The organism is Agrobacterium sp. 5Ca39, assembly GCF_055382365.1.
This window is the reverse complement of sequence record NZ_AP026437.1, coordinates 2,227,501-2,241,872: the sequence shown is the minus strand read 5'-3', so window position 1 is coordinate 2,241,872 and position 14,372 is coordinate 2,227,501. Positions and strand designations below refer to the sequence as shown.

Annotated in this window: 12 protein-coding genes (1 of these 12 running past the window's edge); 6 read left to right on the top strand and 6 right to left on the bottom strand. The window is 58.9% G+C overall.

Annotated features, from left to right (window positions below; all coding sequences use genetic code 11):
• Positions 1–323 precede the first annotated feature (323 nt).
• The 4 genes from ACZ47E_RS24025 (at position 324) to ACZ47E_RS24010 (ending at position 5,097) form a co-directional block, all read left to right on the top strand.
• Entirely contained in the window at positions 324–1,709 is a 1,386-nt protein-coding gene (locus tag ACZ47E_RS24025; RefSeq protein ID WP_034500290.1) for an FAD/NAD(P)-binding protein, read from the top strand.
• A 323-nt stretch (positions 1,710–2,032) separates the two neighbouring features.
• Complete coding sequence (locus ACZ47E_RS24020) at positions 2,033–2,428, top strand: RidA family protein (protein ID WP_022563271.1); 396 nt, start codon at positions 2,033–2,035, stop codon at positions 2,426–2,428.
• Between the two features lie 31 nt (positions 2,429–2,459).
• Positions 2,460–3,548, top strand: a complete 1,089-nt coding sequence (locus ACZ47E_RS24015) for a D-TA family PLP-dependent enzyme (RefSeq protein ID WP_022563270.1) — start codon at positions 2,460–2,462, stop codon at positions 3,546–3,548.
• Positions 3,549–3,618: 70 nt separating this feature from the next.
• Positions 3,619–5,097, top strand: a complete 1,479-nt coding sequence (locus ACZ47E_RS24010; protein WP_022563269.1) for a M81 family metallopeptidase — start codon at positions 3,619–3,621, stop codon at positions 5,095–5,097.
• A 10-nt stretch (positions 5,098–5,107) separates the two neighbouring features.
• Here the strand turns inward: ACZ47E_RS24010 and ACZ47E_RS24005 are convergent, their stop codons facing one another.
• The 6 genes from ACZ47E_RS24005 to hutI form a co-directional block, all read right to left on the bottom strand.
• The gene (locus ACZ47E_RS24005; protein ID WP_034500330.1) at positions 5,108–5,680 is read right to left on the bottom strand and encodes a HutD/Ves family protein; all 573 of its coding nucleotides are present in this window, start codon (positions 5,678–5,680) and stop codon (positions 5,108–5,110) included.
• A 37-nt stretch (positions 5,681–5,717) separates the two neighbouring features.
• On the bottom strand, positions 5,718–6,728 hold the full coding sequence (locus ACZ47E_RS24000; RefSeq protein WP_022563267.1) for an alpha/beta fold hydrolase: 1,011 nt from the start codon (positions 6,726–6,728) through the stop codon (positions 5,718–5,720).
• Between the two features lie 194 nt (positions 6,729–6,922).
• Positions 6,923–8,596, bottom strand: coding sequence for a urocanate hydratase (hutU, locus tag ACZ47E_RS23995; protein WP_464017182.1), 1,674 nt, complete (start codon positions 8,594–8,596; stop codon positions 6,923–6,925).
• Between the two features lie 11 nt (positions 8,597–8,607).
• Positions 8,608–9,411 carry an N-formylglutamate deformylase gene (gene hutG / locus ACZ47E_RS23990; protein ID WP_022563265.1) on the bottom strand — a complete coding sequence of 268 codons (804 nt, stop codon included), beginning with the start codon at positions 9,409–9,411 and terminating at the stop codon, positions 8,608–8,610.
• Between the two features lie 72 nt (positions 9,412–9,483).
• Complete coding sequence (hutH, locus tag ACZ47E_RS23985) at positions 9,484–11,028, bottom strand: histidine ammonia-lyase (protein WP_022563264.1); 1,545 nt, start codon at positions 11,026–11,028, stop codon at positions 9,484–9,486.
• Positions 11,025–12,284 (bottom strand): imidazolonepropionase, encoded by a 1,260-nt coding sequence (gene hutI, locus ACZ47E_RS23980; RefSeq protein ID WP_034500285.1) that lies wholly within the window; start codon positions 12,282–12,284, stop codon positions 11,025–11,027. The genes hutH and hutI overlap by 4 nt, the downstream gene beginning before the upstream one ends.
• 115 nt (positions 12,285–12,399) lie before the next feature.
• Here hutI and ACZ47E_RS23975 point away from each other — a divergent pair, with 115 nt between their 5' ends.
• Together ACZ47E_RS23975 and hutC are read left to right on the top strand one after the other, a co-directional pair.
• Complete coding sequence (locus ACZ47E_RS23975) at positions 12,400–13,746, top strand: formimidoylglutamate deiminase (RefSeq protein ID WP_022563262.1); 1,347 nt, start codon at positions 12,400–12,402, stop codon at positions 13,744–13,746.
• Positions 13,747–13,797: 51 nt separating this feature from the next.
• Positions 13,798–14,372, top strand: partial view of a histidine utilization repressor gene (hutC, locus tag ACZ47E_RS23970; protein ID WP_034500326.1) — the 5' portion only. 151 nt of this gene lie beyond the right edge of the window; the window shows 575 of its 726 coding nt (coding positions 1–575); the start codon lies at positions 13,798–13,800; the stop codon falls past the right edge of the window.

Sequence of the window (14,372 nt, the reverse complement as noted above, 5' to 3'; positions counted from 1 at the left end):
GGCTTTTTTCTCATGTACAGAGACGCCGCTAAAGCATTGTGGAAGAATCACTTTTCCCTTCTTGGCGTTTTCTGGTTTGCCGCGGCTAACTTGGCCTCGTTTTTCCCCTCGCTCCCTCGCTCCCTCGCTCCCTCGGCTTGAGTTATGACAGCAGGTGGGCCGGAAGTTTGCCGCGGCTAACTTTCGCTATCTCGCTAGGGCGGGGCAGTTGGGAAATTCAAGGGTGGACATTCGCAGCTGGTTAATCTCTACTGCATGACTAGAGTATGGGAGGCCTCGCGCTGGTTGCCGGGCAATTCCATTGTCGTTGGTTGGAGGATTGAATGTCCTATGACGTCGCTCTAGTCGGTTCGGGTTTCTCGGCCATTTGTACAGCAGCCCATCTCCTGTTATCACTGCCAGCGGAGGCGTCGATTGCCATCGTTGGTGACGAGTCGGATTTTGGCCGCGGAACCGCCTATCGCACGGAACTACCCTATCATCGGCTGAATGTGCCTGCGGGGCGTATGAGTGTCTTTCCAGACCGCCCGGACGATTTTGTCGAATGGTTGGCGCAGAACGGGCTGGGAAACGATCCCCTTCTATTCGCGTCGAGGGGCGATTATGGGCTCTATCTGCGGGACCGGCTCGCCAGTCTTCTCAGAAGCCGGGAACAGCGGGCGCGTGTGGATTTTATTCGGGCGAAGGCATCCGCTTGCCGGCCCGAATCACAAGGCGGCTTTACCTTCACCCTGGAAAATGGCGAGACATTGCAGGCACGCAATGTCGTTCTGTGTCTCGGCGTTGGTGCTGCAAGTTTGCCGGTGCAAACTGTCGCAAAACGTGAAGAGGGCGTGCAGCGCGTGGTGAGCCATTGCTGGCAGCCGGGATGGTTGTCCCGGGTGAAGAGCGGGGATCGTATCTGTATCCTTGGTTCCGGCCTTACGATGATCGATCAGGTGTTGACGCTGCGCGGAAAAGGTCACCGGGGCCCGATCCATGTCCTGTCCCGCCGCGGGCTCATTCCGCATCCGCATGTTAGTCCGCCTGTGCCGCCTAGCGCTCCGCGTCTGCCTGAAGGTTCCACTGAGATAAGCGAGCTATTACGATCTCTCCGTCAACAGGTGACCAACGGGGCGCCATGGCGCTCGGTTATGGACGGTTTGCGGCCAAAAACACAATCGCTATGGCAGAGCCTCAGCTCACAGCAACGCGCAAGGTTTTTGCGGCATGCGCTGCCTTGGTGGAATATCCATAGACATCGCATCGCGCCTGAGGTGCATGACGCCTTTGACAAGCTGTTGTCAGACGGCGTTCTCACTATCCACGCGGGTTATCTCCAGGCGATCGATGAACAGGAGGAGAGCATCTCCATTCGTTATCGCGTTCGGCATACGCAGATGATTAAGGAACTGCAGGTCGATTGGGTCATCAATTGCACCGGCATGGAACGCGCGGGTATCGGCCACTCTCGCCTTCTGGAAAGCATGCGATCTGACGGGGTGCTTCGGCTCGATTCCTTTGGCCTTGGTGTCGAGGTCGACGGCGATTCCCGGCTGCTGCGCACGGATGGCCAGGCATGGCCAGGTCTCTTCGCCGTCGGCGCGCTGACGGCAGGCCGGTTCTGGGAAATTACCGCCGTTCCGGATATACGGATCCAGGCTCGTGATATAGCGCATTTCATCACTGACAGAGTGATCGGTAAGCGCCTCATATCCGCACAAGGCTGATGCCTGTTGCGGACCCAACAATGGTGCCGGACTCTCCGGCCTCCTCATTTATAATGCGTAGTTTGCCGCGGCAAACTCGTCGGTTGAGTCACGGTCACCGCGTGGATGACGCTCTTTGGCCTGGATGCAATAGGTCATATTCGACGCGTAGCGAAAAATCGCCGGCCGTTAAGTAAATATCCGCAACATTCAAAAAATGTCGCGAAAAGCGAATGAATCTCATCATTTGCTAAATAATTTACATGGGTTATGGAGTATCGTCGTTAAACCGGCTATAAATGCAAGAAAAATTGAACATCATGAAAATAATTTGCGAGGCTTGAATGGTGAAAAATAAGTTGGTGCGGTTCGAGGTCGCAGATAGCCAGGCCGGCGGGCAGCGTCGACCCTTCGCCAAGGCCGTCCGGGCCGGTGATTTCGTCTATGTGTCCGGACAGGTGCCCACCATTGACGGCGAAGTGGTGACTGGCGGTATCGTCGCCCAGACCGAGCAGGTGGTGGCCAATCTCAAGGATGTCCTGGCGCTGGCTGATTGTACGCTTGCCGATGTGGTGAAGGTGAATGTCTGGCTGGATGACGCCAGGGATTTCTCCAGTTTTAACGCCGTGTTCCAGAAACATTTCATCGATCATCCGCCTGCACGCTCAACCGTACAGTCCCCGCTGATGGTTGACGCCAAGGTGGAAATGGACGTTATCGCTTATAAGCCTTTGGCTTAAGTATCTGATTTATTTCGCTTAGAGAGATATGATGACCTATCCATGGCCTGACGAGGGCGCAAAGCTTGATGCCATTTCGACGCCAATGCCGGTGATCGACGAAGACCGGCTTGCCGCAAATATAAAGAAGGCGCAGGCCTATCTCGACAGTCATGGCAAGGCCTTCCGGCCGCATATCAAGACACACAAGATACCGGCCATCGCCCGACAGCAGCTTCAGGCCGGCGCCATAGGCATCAATTGCCAGAAAGTTAGCGAAGCGGAGGTTTTCGCAGACGCCGGTTTTGACGATATCCTGATTACCTACAATATTCTTGGTGCCGCGAAACTGTCGCGGTTGAAAGCGCTGAATTCCCGTATAGCTCAGCTGAGCGTTGTCGCAGATAGCGACGTGACGGTTGCCGGCCTCGCTGCCACATTTGATGAGGGGCGGCCGCTCGGCGTGCTCGTTGAATGTGATACCGGTGGAAAGCGTTGCGGTGTGCAGACACCGGCGGCGGCAGCGGCACTTGCTGAGAAAATCGTCGCCGCGACGGGACTTATATTCAAGGGTATCTTGACCTATCCGGCACCGGGCGGAGCTGAAAAGGTGGAAAGCTTCCTGCGCGACACCATGGTGCTGCTTGCGGCAAAAGGCGTGGACTGCCCGGTTCGTTCCAGCGGCGGCTCGCCGGACTTCTATGCAGCGCATCTCGTTCCCTCTGCAACCGAACACCGGGCAGGCACCTATGTCTATAATGACCGGGCGATGTTGCGTGCCGGCCATTGCACGGCCGATGATCTGGCAATGCATGTTCTCGCTACCGTTGTCTCGCGGCCTGCAGCGGACCGCGCCGTGCTTGATTGCGGCTCCAAGGCTTTGACCTCCGATCTCCTCGGCTTCAACGATTATGGGCTGATCGAAGGCCATGAAGGCGCAAAAATCATCTCACTCTCTGAAGAACACGCGGTTGTCGATCTTTCCGGCTGCGCGTCCGGCGGTCCCCGGATCGGCGATGTCGTCAGGGTCGTGCCGAACCATACATGCGTCGTCAGCAACCTTTTCGACAGGATGGTGTTCCATCGAAACGGCGTTGTTACCCGCGTCGAAGAGGTCGCTGCACGCGGTACGGTCTGGTAATGTTACCCGGCTAATTAACTTGAGGAAACGAGCTCAGCCCGCAGGCAGCTCCGGCAACGAGACCCCATAAATGCGCATATTCACGGCGTCGCTCGCCACCGAAACCAACACGTTTTCACCTGTTCCCACGGATATGGATGCCTTTCGTGCGGCTTTCTATGCCGGGCCGGGTGAACATCCGGACACGCCGACGCTATGCTCCTCGCCGGTCCCTATTCTGCGGCGCCGCGGCAAGGCGGAAGGGTTCACGGTCATCGAGGGCACGTCCTGCTGGGCGGAGCCTGCCGGCCTCATCCAGCGCCAGACGTATGAAACACTGCGAGACACCATTCTTTCGGAGCTCCGGGCAGCCCTGCCGGTCGATGCTGTGGTTCTTGGCCTGCATGGCGCCATGGTGGCGCAGGGCTATGACGATCCTGAAGGGGATTTCCTGTCGCGGATCCGGGCAATGGTGGGCCCGAACGTCTTAATTGCGGCGGAGTTCGATCCCCATAGCCATCTCACGGCATTAAGGGTTGAAAGCCTGGATATCATGGCGACGTTCCTGGAATTTCCCCATACCGATTTTGAGGAACGCGGCGAACATGTCGTCGAAATGGCGTTGCGTACTCTGCGCGGCGAAATCAGGCCCGTCATCTCGACTTTCGATTGCCGGATGATCACCATTTATCCGACCAGCCGTGAGCCGATGCGTTCTTATGTGGACCGGCTGAAGGCGATGGAGGGCAAAGACGGTATTCTCTCCATCTCCGTTATTCATGGATTCATGGCGGGTGATGTACGGGACATGGGCACACGCATCGTCGTTGTTACGGATGACGACAGGACCAAAGGGGACGCGCTGGCCGAAAAGCTGGGCCGTGAACTTTATGCCATGCGCAGGCTGACCGCCATGCCGATGCTGGATACGGAAGCCGGTCTCGACCAGGCCGTTGCCATTCGCAGCGAAAATTCGCAAAGGCCGGTGGTGATCTCGGATATATGGGATAATCCCGGCGGCGGTGTCGCGGGTGACGCGACCCACATTCTGCGCCGCATGGTAGAGCGCGGCATGGACAGGATCGGCGTCGCGACGATCTGGGATCCCATCGCAGTGTCTTTTTGCCATGCAGCGGGGGAGGGCGCAGAGCTCGATCTTCGCATCGGTGGAAAATCCAGTCCGCAGGGCGGCGATCCGCTGGATTTCCGAGTAAAGGTTATGCGCACCGTCGAGACGGGCTGGCAGAGTTTCCGTAATAGCCGCGTTACGCTCGGCCGCGCCGCCGTTGTCCGGCCGCTCGGCACCGAAATCGACATCATTCTCATCACCAGTCGAACGCAAACTTATGAGCCGGATATCTTTTCCAATCTCGGAATCGATTTCGCGAAAAAAGACCTGTTGCTCGTCAAGTCGACCAACCATTTTCACGCGGGTTTTGCGCCGATCGCTTCAGAGATCGTCTATATCGCGGCCCCGACCTCCTATCCCACCGACCCGGCAAAAACACCTTACCGCAAGGCAAGCCTTGGCCTATGGCCACGGGTTTCCGACCCGCTCGGTCTCGATTGAGGGAAGCAGCTTAGACCTGATCAAACGTCACGACGAAGAAACGACCATCCTCTTCCATGCCCTTCACTGCAAATCCGGCGCCGCGCTCCAGCAAGAGGCTGTCGCGTCGCTGCAAATGCACCGTTTGGCCGGCCGATGAGACGCTGACGGGATCAACGGCAAAAATTATTGTCGCCGTTGAGCCTGTCGACTGGACAGTGAGTGTGGTGCGGTGTCTTTCGACGCGATGCGAATATTGCTCGCGACGGGACATGACATTGAGATCGACGATGGGACCGTCTGCCAAAACGGCGTCCACCGGAACATCCGCGGCGAAGGGCAGGGGATCGCTTGCCATCGTCAACACCACCGGCTCGCGTGCGTCGATGCTGAGGCTCATGCCTTTCCCTTCGAGGATGCAAAGGGTGCGATCAACTCCGGGAAATATGGAAAAAGGCCCGTCTTGCGCAACGTTCGCCATGCTGATGCGCCAGTCGAAATCCGCCATCGGGGCTTTTGCGGGATGAACGATGATCTCTGTCGTTACACCGCCGCCGTTTTTCCAGGGCATTGATGTATAGGCGGTGTTTTCTAGGTGTCTCATCTTCTGCATTCCCTGGTCGTTTGTCTGGACGATGGCACTATTTATCGCGGTCGCCAGCGATACGTTGTTCAAGCTTTTTTTGCGCGGCGCGTAGATCAACACTTTTTCCGGCGAGTTTTTCGATTGCCGCGACCACAAGATCACGCGCAACGTAGTCCGACTTGTGTCCGAGATTCCTCACAATGATCAAGCTCGACCCATCAATAGCGCGTGCAAGCTGGCGGGAATGAATTTCCGGTGAAACAACATTGTCGGTGTCGCCGGTTATAATGACGGTCGGCGCCTTGATTTTGGAGTAGTTCGGTGAGGCGCTCCGCGCCCATGTGTTCAGCGCGGCGACTTCCTGCGCGTTATGGCGAAAAGCCTGCGGTCTCAACGCCCCCCGTGCGCGCGTTGCCTCCACATAGCCGGGAGGACGATGATTGGGGGCGAAAACCCCGCGCGTCGCCCGGTCGAGCGCAAGGAAACCCACGGGCGGTGCGACGAAGATCGAAAAAAGCGGGCCTGTCACCCGGGCGCTTGCCGCCGTGTAATACCAGGCGATGCCTCCAGGCCAGGGGTAAACCGCCGGAGAAAGAAACACCAGGCCCGACACCATTTCCGGGTGGCGAAGCGCGAATGCCGCGGTAATGGCTCCGCCAAAGGAGTGGCCGACGATGATGGCCTTGCGGATGCCGCGCTTTTTCATCAGTTGAGCCACGGCGTCGGCCTGTCCGTCGGGCAGGATATTATCTTTGCCGCCGATGTCGGAACTGCCATGGCCCGGCCTGTCGACGAACAGAAGTTTTGCGCGGCCGCGGAATTTGTCCGCAAAGGACAACAGCGGGTCGTAGAGACTTGCGCTCGCGCCATGCAGGAAGACGATCGGTGGCAGCTCCGCCTGCTTTTGCGGCTCCAGCAACAGGCTGTTGAGCTTATATCCGCCAACATCGATTCTTACCGGCACAGCCTCTTGGGCCTGGGAGGATGCAGGGACGGTCAAAGAAAAAGCCGGAAAAATTGCACCAACCAAAAAGCTGAAGGCAAGTGAAGTACGCCGCGGTGCCATGCTGTCGTTCGCACTCCATTAAAAGCTTGCCGCGCCGTTATAGACGCTAAAAATGATCGGCTATGACCGACCAACAGCTAACAACGAGAAAATCGAACCGGAAGTTTCAGTCAAAGGAGCGTTGGGTAATGCCCTGAGGCTTTGCCGACGCAAGGTCGGAATGCCGCGCGGCGATGGACCGCGCGGCACGCTCATTAATTGCCGAGAATACCGGGGAGACGCAGTCCCTGCTCCTTGGCGCATTCCACGGCAATCTCGTAACCTGCATCGGCATGGCGCATGACGCCGGTTGCCGGGTCATTCCACAGAACACGCTCGATCCGACGCGCGGCGTCGTCGGTGCCATCGCAGCAGATGACCATGCCGGAATGCTGGGAAAAGCCCATACCAACACCGCCGCCGTGATGCAGCGATACCCAGGTTGCACCGGATGCAGTGTTAAGCAGTGCGTTAAGCAGCGGCCAGTCCGATACGGCATCGGAACCGTCCTTCATGGATTCGGTCTCGCGGTTGGGCGAGGCGACGGAGCCAGAATCGAGATGGTCGCGGCCGATCACGATAGGCGCCTTCAGTTCACCGTTCCTGACCATTTCATTAAAGGCAAGCCCGAGACGATGGCGGTCGCCGAGCCCCACCCAGCAAATGCGGGCAGGCAGGCCCTGAAACGCGATGCGTTCGCGCGCCATATCCAGCCAGTTGTGCAGGTGTTTGTTGTCGGGCAGTAGTTCCTTCACCTTGGCGTCGGTCTTGTAGATGTCCTCCGGGTCACCGGAAAGTGCCGCCCAGCGGAACGGCCCGATGCCTCGGCAAAACAGCGGGCGAATATAGGCCGGCACGAAGCCGGGGAAAGCGAAGGCGTTTTCCAGCCCTTCGTCCTTTGCGACCTGGCGGATATTATTGCCGTAATCGAGCGTCGGAACGCCGGCGTTCCAGAAATCGACCATGGCCTGGACGTGAACTTTCATGGAGGCGCGAGCGGCAGCGGCAACCGCCTGTGGATCACTCTCCTGTTTGGCGCGCCATTCGGCCACGCTCCAGCCGGCAGGCAGATAACCATGGATCGGATCGTGCGCCGAGGTCTGGTCGGTCACGATATCGGGCCGGATGCCGCGACGGAAAAGTTCCGGGAATATCTCCGCTGCGTTGTCGATCAGGCCGACGGACTTGGCCTCGCCGGCCTTCGTCCATTGATCGATCAGCGCCAGCGCCTCATCAAGTGTATGCGCCTTCGCATCAACATAACGGGTGCGCAGACGGAAATCGACGCGGGTTTCATCGCATTCGACGGCAAGGCAGCAGGCGCCGGCCATGACGGCGGCGAGCGGCTGCGCGCCGCCCATACCACCGAGACCGCCGGTCAGGATCCATTTGCCCCTGAGATTACCGCCATAATGCTGGCGGCCAGCCTCCACGAAGGTTTCGTACGTTCCCTGCACGATGCCCTGGGTGCCGATGTAAATCCACGAACCAGCGGTCATCTGGCCGTACATAGCTAGGCCCTTCTTATCCAGCTCGTTGAAATGATCCCAGGTGGCCCAATGCGGCACCAGATTCGAATTGGCGATCAGCACGCGCGGCGCATCCTTGTGGGTGCGGAAGACGCCGACCGGCTTGCCGGACTGCACGATCAGGGTCTCGTCCTCGTTCAAATCCTTCAGCGTCGCGACGATGCGGTCGAAATCGTCCCATGTGCGGGCGGCGCGGCCGATGCCGCCATAAACCACCAGCTCATGCGGTCGCTCGGCCACATCAGGGTCGAGATTGTTCATCAGCATGCGCAGCGGCGCTTCCGTCATCCAGCTTTTGGCATTGAGCTCGGTGCCCTGCGGTGCGCGAACCTCGCGAATATTATGGCGCGGATTGTTCATAAGATTTCCCCTTATCGTTTCGTGTCGAGCGCAAATTCTTCCATGCGCGTGAGAATCGTCTTGAGATGCTGGCGAAGGCGTTCGGCTTTGCCCGCGTCATAAGCAAAAGGCGGCACCTCGCTTTGCAGATGCGTGGATTGTGCCAGCTCCATCTGGATTGCGTGCACACCTTTCTGCGGCTTGCCATAATGGCGCGTCGTCCAGCCACCCTTGAAGCGGCCGTTCAGAACGCTGTCGTAACCTTGCGCGGCGGCGGTGGCCTCAACGGCGATGTGCTCGATGGCGGGATCACAGGTTCTGCCCATATCCGTGCCGATGTTGAAATCCGGCAGCTTGCCTTCAAAGAGGAAGGGGATGTGCGAACGGATCGAATGGCAATCATAGAGAATGGCGATCCCATGGATGCCCTTGATCCGCTCGATCTCGGCCGCAAGAGCTGCATGATAGGGCGCGTGGAAGGTTTCCAGACGGTCCGCAATGTCATCCGGCGTGGGTTCCTGCCCTTCATTCCAGATAGGCTTGCCGTCGAAATCGGTGTCCGGAACCAGCCCGGTCGTGTTCTGGCCCGGATAAAGGCTCACCCCGGCCGGGTCGCGGTTGGCGTCGATGACATAACGATGGAACGTCGCCCTCACGGTTGTCGCGTTTTCCAGAAGCCCGGCATAAAGCTCATGGATGTACCAGTCCGTATCGGCCAGAATTTTGCCGTTGTCGTTGAGGCGGCTCCAAATCTCCGCCGGAACATCCGTGCCGGTGTGAGGCAGACCGAGGATGATCGGCGAAGTGCCTTGGTGAAGGGCAAAGGGAGTCTTCATCGATTGCCTCTCTTTTCCGTGGGTTTAGCCCCTGCAAGAACAGAGTTGGCGAAGGTTAAAACGTGCCTCATCTCAAGCCTCCAGCTTCGGCAGGATGCCGTCCGAAATCGTGGCGACCAACGCACCGGAGGCGATCAACTCCGCCGCCGCCTTGAGATCCGGCGCCATATAACGGTCTTCCTCCAGCGAAGGGATTGCGGCCCGTAGCACAAAAATGGCCTTTTGCAGTTCCGGGCTGGTTTTCAGCGGCCCGCGCAGTTCCACGCCCTGAACGGCTGAAAGCGCCTCGATCCCGAGGATGGCGAATAGATTGTCGGTCATCGGCAAAAGTCGCCGCGCTCCGTGGCAGGCCATGGAGACATGGTCTTCCTGGTTGGCCGAGGTTGGCGTCGAATCCACCGAGGCCGGATGTGCCATCTGCTTGTTCTCGCTCATCAGCGCTGCGGAAGTGACTTCGGCGATCATGAGCCCGGAATTCAGCCCCGGCTTCTTGGAAAGGAAAGCGGGCAGGCCATAAGAAAGCGCCGGATCGACCAGTAGCGCGACACGGCGTTGGGCGATGGCCCCGATCTCGCAAATCGCGAGCGCCGTCTGGTCGGCGGCGAAGGCCACCGGTTCGGCATGGAAATTGCCGCCGGACACGACGGAATTGTCAGAAAGCACCAGAGGATTGTCGGTCACCGCATTGGCTTCGATTTCCAGTGTGCGGGCCACCTGCCGCAGGAGGTCAAGGCAGGCGCCATCCACCTGCGGCTGGCAGCGGATGCAATAGGGATCCTGCACCCGCTCATCGCCTTCGATGTGGCTGATGCGGATTTCGGAGCCGTCGAGCAGCCTGCGAAGCGCAGATCCCGCGTCGATCTGCCCCTTGTGGCCCCGCAGGCTGTGAATATCCGGGTGAAATGGAGCGGAAGACCCCATGGCGGCGTCCGTGGAAAGTGCGCCGGTAATCAGCGCAGCCTGCGCGGCGCGATGGGCGCGAAAAAGCCCGGCAAGCGCCAGTGCGGTGGAGGTTTGCGTGCCATTGATCAGGGCAAGCCCTTCCTTGGCGGCGAGAACCACCGGCGTCAGCCCGGCTTTCGTCAGCGCCTGGCCGGCGGGCAGCAGAGCGCCCTGATAAAAAGCCTCGCCCTCGCCCATCATCACCGCCGCCATATGGGCAAGCGGCGCGAGATCGCCGGAAGCGCCCACGGAACCCTTTTCGGGAATGACGGGAATAACGCCCTGTTCCAGCATGGCCTCGATCAGCCGCACCAGTTCCAGCCGCACGCCGGAAGCGCCGCGGCCAAGCGAAATCAGCTTCAGCGCCATGATCAGCCGAACCACATTTTCAGGAAGGGGCGCGCCTACACCGCAGCAATGCGAAAGGATGAGATTGCGCTGCAGCGTTGCCACGTCGGCTGCATCGATCTTGATGGAGGCAAGTTTTCCGAAACCGGTATTGATGCCATAGACGGGGGCATTACCCGCGGCAATCTCGGCAATGCGGGCAGCCGCCTTTTCAATGCCGGCGTCGAACGAGCGGTCCAGCTTCGCGGAGCCGTTGTTCCAGTAGATGCCGGCCAGATCGGCCAGGGCCACGTTGCCGGGGTGAAGCGTAATGATCGTCATGGTCATGGAGAAACCTTCTGTCCCTTGAATATGCGGGCATGGAGCGGATTGAAACCGATGCGATAGACAAGCTCGGCCGGGCGTTCGATATCCCAGATTGCAAGATCAGCGGATTTCCCGGCCTCCAGCGTGCCGGTTTCCGCAAGCAGGCCAAGCGCCTTGGCGGCATTGCGCGTTGTCGCTGCCAGGCATTCCTCCACGGTCATGCGGAAAAGCGTTGCACCCATGTTCATGGTCAAAAGCAGGGAAGTGAGCGGTGAGGTGCCTGGATTGCAGTCGGTGGCGAGGGCGATTGTCGCGCCTGCATCGCGCAATGCCTGCATCGGCGGAGCCTGTTTTTCACGAAGCGCATAAAAGGCGCCAGGCAAGAGTACGGCCACGGTTCCCGCCTTGGCCAGTGCCCTGGCGCCTGATTCATCCAGATATTCCAGATGATCGGCGGAAAGCCCGCCGCAGGAGGCGGCAAGCGCTGCGCCACCCAGGTTGGAAAGCTGCTCGGCATGCAGCTTGACTGGCAGACCAAGCTGCCGCGCCTTTTCAAAAACGCGTGCGATTTCTTCGACGGAGAATGCGATGCCTTCGCAGAAGCCGTCCACCGCATCGACCAGCCCTTCGGCCTGTGCCTTTTCCAGCCCGGGCAAAACGACATCGGTGATATAGTCACCATTCCTACCCTTATATTCAGCGGGTGTTGCATGGGCGGCCAGATAGCTGGTGACGATCCGCACCGGCCGCAGCGTCTCCAGCCTGCGGGCAACACGCAGCATTTTCAGTTCGGTATCTATATCGAGGCCGTAACCGGATTTGATTTCGATCGTCGAGACGCCCTCGGAAAGAAGCGTATCGAGACGGGGCAGCGCTTGCGCCATCAAGACATCCTCTGAAACCGCGCGCGTGCTGCGCACGGAGGACACGATGCCGCCACCCGCCTTGGCGATCTCTTCATAAGTCGCGCCATTCAGCCGCATTTCGAATTCCATGGCGCGGTTGCCGCCAAAGACCAGATGGGTGTGGCAATCTATCAGAGCGGGAGTGATCCAGCGCCCGTCGCAATCGGTGATTTCCTCCGCGGCGGCGAGATAAGCGGGCAGATCGCTCTCCGGGCCAGCAAATGCGATGCGACCGCTGCTGACGGCGATCACGCCTTTTTCGACTGCGCCGATGCCTTCCCTCAATGGATCGAAGGTGGCCAGCCGGGCATTACGCCACAAGGCCGTTGCGTTTCCCATCGCCGCTCCCTTTGCAGATTTGTTCCCGGGCATTGCTTTTCGCCTTTCCTTTATGGCGTAAATGTATATACATAATAATCGGCTTGGCAAGCCGCATTTTCTGTCCGAAATGGCCTTGCCCGATGTCGTAACAAGAGGAGAGGGTGGTATGACGGCAATTCACGCAGGTGCGGCACTTCTCAGCGGCGGGTGGGCGCAGGATGTCCGTATCGTCTGTAATGGCGGGGTTGTTTCATCGGTCGAAAGCGGTGTTTCTCCCGAGCGGCAGGATGAACGCCATGCCGTCATCGTTTCGGCCATGCCCAATCTTCACAGCCACGCCTTCCAGAGGGCCATGGCTGGACTTGCCGAAATCCGCGGGCCTGCCGACGACAGTTTCTGGAGCTGGCGCACGGTCATGTATAAATTCGCCCTCTCCATGACGCCTGACCATGTCGAGGCCGTTGCTGCACAGCTTTATATGGAAATGCTGGAGGCCGGTTTCGGCAGGGTCGGAGAATTCCATTACCTGCACAATGACAGGGACGGTTCACATTACGGAAATATCGCCGAAATGGCGGAGCGTATCGGCGCTGCCGCCGCCCAAACGGGCATAGGCCTGACATTGCTGCCGGTCTTTTACGCGCATTCCGGTTTCGGCGGTCAGCCGCCAATCGACGGGCAGAAACGTTTCATCCATTCGATTGACAGTTACGAAAAGCTGATGCAGGGCGCACAGGCTGTCGTCAAATCCCTTCCGGGTGCGGCGCTTGGCATCGCGCCGCACAGCCTGCGCGCTGTGACCGGTGATGAGCTTGCGGCCATCGTGCCGCTCGCAAAAGACGGGCCGATCCATATTCACGTGGCGGAACAGATCAAAGAGGTCGAGGACTCCCTCGCTTTTTCCGGTGCGCGGCCAGTGGAATGGCTTCTCGGGAACGCGCCGGTCGATAAGCGCTGGTGCCTCATACACGCCACGCATATGACGCAAGCGGAGATACGCCGTATGGCACGGAGCGGCGCGGTTGCGGGCCTCTGCCCTGTCACGGAGGCCAATCTCGGCGACGGTGTCTTTTCCGCTCCGGATTTTCTCGCGGAAGACGGACATTTCGGTGTCGGATCCGACTCCAATATTCTCATCTCGGTTTCTGAAGAGCTGCGCACGCTGGAATATTCCCAACGTCTGTCTCGGCGCGCGCGTAATGTCATTGCCGATGCGGGCAGTTCCACCGGGGAAAAACTTTTCCAGGCGGCGCTGGAAGGCGGTGGCGGGGCACTCATGTCAGAAAGTAGAATCGAAAAGGGAAAAAGCGCCGATCTTGTCGCGCTCGATATTTCGGCCGTGCCCTATCTTCCCGCGTCAAAGATCCTCGACCAATGGTTATTTGCAGGCAATGTCCGTGTCGATACCGTTTGGGTCCGTGGCGAAAAACAGGTGCAGGCGGGTCAGCATATCCGGCGCCGGGAAATATCGGATCGTTTCAACCAGGTCATGGCCGAACTTCTTAATAGCTGATATGGGCTCGGCGAGAACGAGAAAGAGCCCGTGCGGAAAGGTATCACGGACGTGACAAAGGCATCGGCCGGACAGACCCTGCATCAGACGATCCTCAGCGATATAGAGGGGCGGATCGTCTCGGGGGAATGGCCGCCCGGTTACAGGCTGCCGTTCGAGGTCGATCTTGCCACCCATTATGACTGCTCGCGCATGACAGTGAACAAGGTCATGAGTCAGCTCGCCAAGGCGGGTTTGATCGAGCGACGCAAGAAATCCGGCAGTTTCGTTCGTCAACCGCAGATCCAGTCGGCAGTTCTCGAAATTCACGACATCAGGGCCGAGGTTGAATCCCTCGGTCTTGATTACGGTTTCAAGGTTCTGAAGTGCACGCAGCGTACGGCAACGAAAGACGACCGTACACGGCTTGACATGGCAGCTGGCGCGCCGCTGCTGGATATTGTCTGTCTTCACTTCGCGGGCGAGCGGGAATTCTGTATCGAGCAGCGCCTTGTCAACCTCGTAACGGTGCCGGAGGCTGCAGAAGCCGATTTCGGCGGCGTCGCGCCCGGCCCGTGGCTGCTCGGCCATGTTCCGTGGAGCAATGCCGAACACCGCATCAGTGCCGAAACGCCGTCGAAAGAGAT

Excerpts from the sequence above, each read along its gene's own strand:
- ACZ47E_RS24025 (WP_034500290.1), top strand. The coding sequence starts at position 324 with ATGTCCTATGACGTCGCTCTAGTCGGTTCGGGTTTCTCGGCCATTTGT.
- ACZ47E_RS24020 (WP_022563271.1), top strand. The coding sequence starts at position 2,033 with ATGGTGAAAAATAAGTTGGTGCGGTTCGAGGTCGCAGATAGCCAGGCC.
- ACZ47E_RS24015 (WP_022563270.1), top strand. The coding sequence starts at position 2,460 with ATGACCTATCCATGGCCTGACGAGGGCGCAAAGCTTGATGCCATTTCG.
- ACZ47E_RS24010 (WP_022563269.1), top strand. The coding sequence starts at position 3,619 with ATGCGCATATTCACGGCGTCGCTCGCCACCGAAACCAACACGTTTTCA.
- ACZ47E_RS24005 (WP_034500330.1), bottom strand. The coding sequence starts at position 5,680 with ATGAGACACCTAGAAAACACCGCCTATACATCAATGCCCTGGAAAAAC.
- ACZ47E_RS24000 (WP_022563267.1), bottom strand. The coding sequence starts at position 6,728 with ATGGCACCGCGGCGTACTTCACTTGCCTTCAGCTTTTTGGTTGGTGCA.
- hutU (WP_464017182.1), bottom strand. The coding sequence starts at position 8,596 with ATGAACAATCCGCGCCATAATATTCGCGAGGTTCGCGCACCGCAGGGC.
- hutG (WP_022563265.1), bottom strand. The coding sequence starts at position 9,411 with ATGAAGACTCCCTTTGCCCTTCACCAAGGCACTTCGCCGATCATCCTC.
- hutH (WP_022563264.1), bottom strand. The coding sequence starts at position 11,028 with ATGACCATGACGATCATTACGCTTCACCCCGGCAACGTGGCCCTGGCC.
- hutI (WP_034500285.1), bottom strand. The coding sequence starts at position 12,284 with ATGCCCGGGAACAAATCTGCAAAGGGAGCGGCGATGGGAAACGCAACG.
- ACZ47E_RS23975 (WP_022563262.1), top strand. The coding sequence starts at position 12,400 with ATGACGGCAATTCACGCAGGTGCGGCACTTCTCAGCGGCGGGTGGGCG.